Genomic DNA, 6,086 nt, shown 5'->3' on the forward strand with positions numbered 1-6,086 from the left:
CGGAAAGCCTGGCGCCGATCTCCGCCGACATGCTGCGCGCCGCGCTGGCGCGACAGGTGCGGCGCGACGGCATGGTGATCGCCGCCTCGGGCGCGATCCGCCCGGCCGAGCTCGCCGCGCTGATGCAGCAACTGTTCGGCGCGCTGCCCGCCGGCGCGCCGGACGCGCCGCCCGCGCTGCCACCCTTCGCCGAATTCGGCCGTCGCGTCGTACCGGTCGCGGCGCCGCAGTCGCAGGTCATCCTGGGCCAGGCGGGGCTGCCGGCGACGCATCCCGAATGGGAAGCGGCGCAGGTGGTGCTGCGCGTGCTGGGCGGTGGGGGCTTTTCCTCCCGCCTCATGGAAGCGGTGCGGGTGCAGCGCGGGCTGACCTATGGCATCGGCGCGGGACTCGACAGCCTGTTCCGCGGCGGCGTCGTGACCTGCGCCTTCGCCACCGAGAATGCCCGCGTGGCGGAAGCGCTGTCGGTCACCAAGGATGTCTGGTCGGAAATGGCCGCGCGGGGCCCGACGGCGGCGGAACTGGAGGAGGCGGTCGCCTACCTGACCGGCTCCCTGCCGCTGCAGTTCACCGACAGCCGACGCATCGCCGGCACGCTGATGGCGATGCGGCGCAACGGCCGTCCGCTCGATTGGCTGGACGGGCGGGATGCGCGGCTGCGGGCCATCACGCGCGAGGATGCGGCGCGCGTCGCGGCCGCGCTGCTGAAGCCGGACGGGCTGGCGGTGACCGTGGCGGGACAGCCGCAGGGCATGTAGCCGCTACGCCGCGATCACGATGTCCGCCGCCGTCAGCGCGGTGCCCGGCATGAGGATCGCGATGTTCGCGGCCGCGCCCGCGCCGGTGCCGTCCGCATCCCAGCGCAGGATGCCCGTCGCCGGCGTGTAGACCAGTTGCGGGCCGGCGATGGTCGCGCCCCCCGTGTCGCTGAAGCGCGCGGCGTCCAGCGCGCCTGCCGGCAGCAGGTTGCCGAAGCCGGCGCGCGCCAGCGCGATCACGTCGTCCACCGGGGAAAAATCCAGGATGCGGTCCGCACCCTGGCCGAGGCCGGCAAACAGGAAGCGGTCCGCGCCGGCACCACCCACCAGCGTGTCGAAGCCGAGCCCGCCCGCCAGCGTGTCGTCCCCGCCCCCGCCATCGAGCCGGTTCGCCGCCGCATTGCCGGTGACGAGGTTGCCGAGCGCATTGCCCGCGCCGTTGATGGCGAGCGTGCCGCCGAGCGCCAGCTCCTCCACCTCGACGGGCAGCGTGAAGGCGATGGTGGCGACCACGCGATCCCGCCCGCCGCCTGCGAGTTCGACGACACGGTCGCGCGCATCGTTCACCATGAACAGGTCGTCGCCCGGCCCGCCCACCAGCCGGTCGCCGCCCAGGCCGCCATCGAGCGTGTCGTTGCCCGCGGCACCCGCCAGCGTGTCGTCCCCGCCGGCGCCGTTCAGCCGGTTCGCCCCGACATTGCCCGTCATGCCGTTGCCGAGCGCGTTGCCGTTGGCCGCGAGCGCCGCGGTGCCGGACAGGAGCAGGTCCTCGACCTCGGCGGCGAGGTTCAGCGAGACGGAGGCCATCGCCTTGTCCCGCCCGCCGCCGGCCAGTTCCAGGATGCGGTCGGCCCCGCTGTCCACCCAGTAGAGATCGTCGTTCGCGCCGCCCACCAGGCTGTCCGCGCCCGCCCCGCCATCGAGCCTGTCCCCGCCCATGCCGCCGACCAGCGTATCGGCACCGCCGATGCCGAAGATCAGGTCGCCGAAGGTTCCGCCCTCGATGCTGTCTCCGCCGGTCGCGGAACCCGCGATGTTGCGGATGCGGGAGAGCGTGTCGGTCCCGCCCAGGCCGTCCTGCACGCTGCCGGTGGCGAGGCTCGCGACGATGCCGCTCGTCGATGACCGGTAGTCGGCCTGGTTGAAATCGGTGTTGAAGCCGGTGATGCGGTCGTTCCCCCGCCCGCCGACGAAGCGGAAGGTCACGCCGGTGGTGGAGAAGGAGAGGCCGGTCAGCACATCCGTGCCATCGGTGCCGAGCACGCCCTCGACGCCGAAGACGACATCCGTGCGGGTGGCGAAGGTGGTGCCGCGGCGCAGGATGCCCTCGCGCAGGTCGAACACCGCGCCGAGCGGCCCGTCGAAGGGGTCCGTGACGCTGCGGATGACGAGCCAGTCGTAGCCCGCGCCGCCATTGATCGTGTCGTTGTCGAAGATGTCGAAGGCGCTTTCGATCGTGTCGTCGCCCTCGCCGCCGGACATGGAATCGCTGCCATAGCCCTCGGTGAAGGCGCGCGTCTCGTCGATCCCGATGCCGCCGCGCAGGATGTCGTTGCCCGCGCCGCCCTCGATGATGTCGGCGAGGCTCGTGCCGAAGATGCGTTCGCCCGCCGCGCTGCCGGTGTGGCGCACCGCCTCACGCCCCGCATCCCAGGCGCGCGTCACCGCCGCACCGTTCGCGACCGTGTTCGCGCCATACAGGAAGCGCACCGCGGCGAGGTCGTAGACGCCGAGGCCGCTCACCGGCGCATTGTCGTAGGACATCACCGTGTTGGCCGCGGTGAGCAGCGCCGCGGGCAGCTGCGCGCTGCCCTCGAAGGGATGCTTCAGCCCGATCGCGTGGCCGATCTCGTGGATCGCGACGCGGAAGCCGTGCGTGCCCGGGGCGAAGCTGCTCGACCCCAGCGTGGGCAGGCTGAGATAGACGTGCCCGCCGGGCGGATAGCCGGCGAAGCCTTCCTCCGGACCCGGCCCGAGCAGTTCCAGGTGAAAGCGCATGTTGATGTCGCCGGGCGGCAGGGTGTCCGGCACCTCGACGAAGGCGAGGCCGCTCGCATCCGCCCAGGCCGCCAGCGCGGCGCGGATGCCGGCCTTCTGTGTCTCGGAGAAGGGCGCCCATTCGCCGGCGGGCATGGTGCCGAAGAGGCGGCCCGCATCGTCGGCGAAGCTGTAGGCGACCGTGCCGGGTTCGCCATTGGCGCGGTTCCAGCCGGGTTCCGGCGCGAAGAGGAGGGCGGCGATCTCGGGGGTGGACATGGGCGTCGCTCCGGCGCGTCATTTGTTCCTTTATCGGAACATCATGCCGCAAGCCCTAGCACCCGTGAAACCCACCCCCCGGCAGCGCCGCCAGTTCCAGCACCCCCAGCACCCGAAAGCCCTCCGCCCCGCGCGGCGCGATCACCAGCGCCCCGCCTTCCGGAAAGGCCCGCCCGCCCACGGCATCGCCGGCCACCATGATCGCCGGCGTGCGGTGCCCGATCAGCACGCGCACCTCCCCCCGCGGCACCGGCTCCGAGAACAGCCGGCGATGTTCCGCCAGCACCCAGTCCAGCCGCGGCCCGGAGAAATCATCGGCCAGCAGGCTGTCCGTCACCGTCACGCGCGCGGCGCCGAAGGCTTCCTCCGCCGTGTCGCGCGTGCGGAACACTGGGCCCGCCAGGACCGGGAAGGCGACAGGAATGCGCAGCTCGGCCAGCCTCTCCCCGATCCGCCGCGCCTGCGCGCGCCCGGCGGGCGAGATGTTCCGCTGCCCCGCCCGGTCGCCCACGCGGAAACTGCGGTCGCAGGGCTCGCCGCGCGTATCGGCGTGGCGGAAGAACAGCACCATCCCGCCCGCCCGCAGTCGCGCGACCAGCGCCGCGCCCTCCGGCGAGGCATCGCTCACCGGCGCGAACCGCTCCGCCCGCGCCGCCGCGGGGGCAAGCAGCAGGGCGATGATGCCACGGCGCGGCCACATGCCCCTGATGTGCTCCCCGGATGCCGATCTTCCAGCCCCGTGCGATGATGCGCCCATGACCGAACGCGATGCCGAAGCGGCCTGGGCCGCGGTGGAAACCCTCGGGCGCCGCCCTGGCGCTTCCGCCATCCGTCCCCTGTTCGCCGCCGATCCGGACCGCCCCGCGCGCATGACGCGCCGCGGCGCGGGACTCACGCTCGATCTCTCCCGCACCGCCATCGCGCCCGCCGTGCTGGACGCGCTGCTGGCGCTGGCGCGCGCGACCGACGCGCCGGGCTTCCTCGCCGCCATGGCGCGCGGGGATCTTGTCAACGTCACCGAGAAGCGCGGCGCCGCCCACATGGCCCTGCGCGCGGCGACGCAGCCCGACGGCACGCCCGAACTGGCGGCGCTGTGGCGCGACGCGCAGGGCACGCTCGCCCGCATGCGCGCCTTCGCCGCCTCCGTCCATGACGGCGCCACGCGCGGCGCGACAGGCGAGCGCTTCACCGACGTGCTCAACATCGGCATCGGCGGATCGGATCTCGGCCCCGCCATGGCCGCGCGCGCGCTCTGGACGCCGGCCGCGCCGCTGCGCGCGCATTACCTCGGCAATGTCGACGCCCATGCGTGGGAGGAGATGCGCGCCCGCCTCGATCCCGCCCGCACCCTCGTGCTGGTGGCATCGAAGACCTTCACGACGCAGGAGACGATGGCGAATGCCGCCCTCGCCCGCGCCTGGCTCGTCGATGCGCTGGGGGAAGCGGGCGCGGGGGCGCATCTCGCGGCACTCTCCACCAACCTGCCGGCGACCGCCGCCTTCGGCATCGCGCCCGATCGTGTCTTCGGCTTCCACGAATGGATCGGCGGGCGCTTCAGCCTCTGGAGCGCGATCGGCCTCTCCCTGGCCCTCGCCCTCGGCGTGCCGGCCTTCGACCGGCTGCTCGAAGGCGCGCGCGCGATGGATGCGCATGCGCTGGCCGCACCGCCCGCCGACAACCTGCCGCTGCTGCTCGCCCTCACCGAGGCCTGGCACGTCAACGCGCTGGGCTATCCCTCACGCGCCGTCCTCGCCTATGACGAGCGCCTCTCCCGCTTCGCCGCGCATCTCCAGCAGCTGGAAATGGAAAGCCTCGGCAAGGGCGTGCGCGCCGACGGCTCGCCCGTGCCGCGCGCGACCGGCGCGGTGGTGTTCGGGGAGCCCGGCACCAACGCGCAGCATTCCTTCATGCAGCTGCTGCACCAGGCGCCCGTGCCGGTGCCCGCCGACATCATCCTCGTCGCCACCCCCGACCATCCGCACGCCGACAGCCACCGCAAGCTGCTCGCCAACGGCCTCGCCCAGGCGGAAGCGCTGCTGCGCGGCAAGGATGCGCAAGCCGTCGTCGCGGAGATGCGCGCGGCAGGGCGCAGCGAGGCCGAGATCGCGTCCCTCACCCCCCATCGCGTCTTCACCGGCGACCGTCCCTCGACGCTCATCCTTCTGCCACGGCTCGACGCCTTCACCCTCGGCGCGCTCGTCGCGCTGTACGAGCACAAGGTCGCCTGCCTCGGCGCGCTCTGGGGCATCAACCCCTTCGACCAATGGGGCGTGGAACTCGGCAAGCAGCTCGCGGGCGGCATCCTGCCGGCGCTGGAAGGCCGCGGCACGGTGGCCGACCCGGCGACGGCGGCAAGCCTCGCGGCCCTGCGCGGATGACCGCGCGCATCATCGCCGTGGCGCGGGACGGCGCGCATCGCTTCTCCAAGCAGACCGTCGCGGAAATCACGCTCGTCGAAGGCCTCGGCGTCGAAGGCGACGCCCATGCCGGCGCCACGGTGAAGCACCGATCCCGCGTCGCGCGCGACCCGACGCAGCCGAACCTGCGCCAGGTGCACCTGCTGCAGGCGGAACTCCTCGCCGAACTCGCCGCGCGCGGCTTCGTCGTGCCGCCGGGCGGCATCGGGGAGAACGTGCTGACCGAAGGCATCGACCTGCTCGACCTGCCGACCGGCACGCGGCTGCGCCTCGGCGACAGCGCCATCGTCGAGGTGACGGGGCTGCGCAATCCCTGCGCGCAGCTCGACCGCTTCCAGGCCGGACTCATGAAGGCGATGCTGGATCGTGCGGAGGACGGCACGCTCATCCGCAAGGCAGGGATCATGGGGGTGGTGCGGCGCGGCGGCGCGGTGCGGGTCGGGGATGCGGTCGGGGTCGAACTGCCGGTGGGGGAACAGCGCACACTCGTCCCCGTGTAGCGCCACGAGGGGGCGCCGCCCCCTCGCACTCCCCCGCCGAGGGCCGAAAGGCCCTCGGAACCCAATTCTTCAACTCACCGCGGGTCCAGGGGACCGTCGTCCCCTGGCGGGGGAGCCCGAGGGGGCAGGGCGCCCCCAGGCGGCGCGCGGCGCGC

5 protein-coding genes are annotated in these 6,086 nt (G+C 73.4%); 3 read left to right on the forward strand and 2 right to left on the reverse strand.

Going from position 1 to position 6,086, the window contains the following annotated elements; translation table 11 throughout:
• Positions 1 to 758 (forward strand): M16 family metallopeptidase (locus HW577_RS18840; RefSeq protein WP_198377682.1); only part of this gene is annotated, 758 nt, incomplete at its 5' end.
• Positions 759 to 761: 3 nt separating this feature from the next.
• Here HW577_RS18840 and HW577_RS18845 read toward each other — a convergent pair.
• Complete coding sequence (locus HW577_RS18845) at positions 762 to 3,014, reverse strand: hypothetical protein (RefSeq protein ID WP_198377683.1); 2,253 nt, start codon at positions 3,012 to 3,014, stop codon at positions 762 to 764.
• 55 nt (positions 3,015 to 3,069) lie between these two features.
• Positions 3,070 to 3,714, reverse strand: coding sequence for a histidine phosphatase family protein (locus tag HW577_RS18850; RefSeq protein ID WP_198377684.1), 645 nt, complete (start codon positions 3,712 to 3,714; stop codon positions 3,070 to 3,072).
• 55 nt (positions 3,715 to 3,769) lie between these two features.
• Here HW577_RS18850 and pgi point away from each other — a divergent pair, with 55 nt between their 5' ends.
• Positions 3,770 to 5,392 (forward strand): glucose-6-phosphate isomerase, encoded by a 1,623-nt coding sequence (gene pgi / locus HW577_RS18855; protein WP_198377685.1) that lies wholly within the window; start codon positions 3,770 to 3,772, stop codon positions 5,390 to 5,392.
• Positions 5,389 to 5,931 carry an MOSC domain-containing protein gene (locus HW577_RS18860; RefSeq protein ID WP_198377686.1) on the forward strand — a complete coding sequence of 181 codons (543 nt, stop codon included), beginning with the start codon at positions 5,389 to 5,391 and terminating at the stop codon, positions 5,929 to 5,931. Before pgi ends, HW577_RS18860 begins: the two co-directional genes overlap by 4 nt.
• The last annotated feature ends 155 nt before the right edge of the window (positions 5,932 to 6,086 follow it).

The sequence above is a fragment of the Neoroseomonas rubea genome, assembly GCF_016106015.1.
In the GTDB taxonomy this organism is placed as follows: domain Bacteria; phylum Pseudomonadota; class Alphaproteobacteria; order Acetobacterales; family Acetobacteraceae; genus Neoroseomonas; species Neoroseomonas rubea.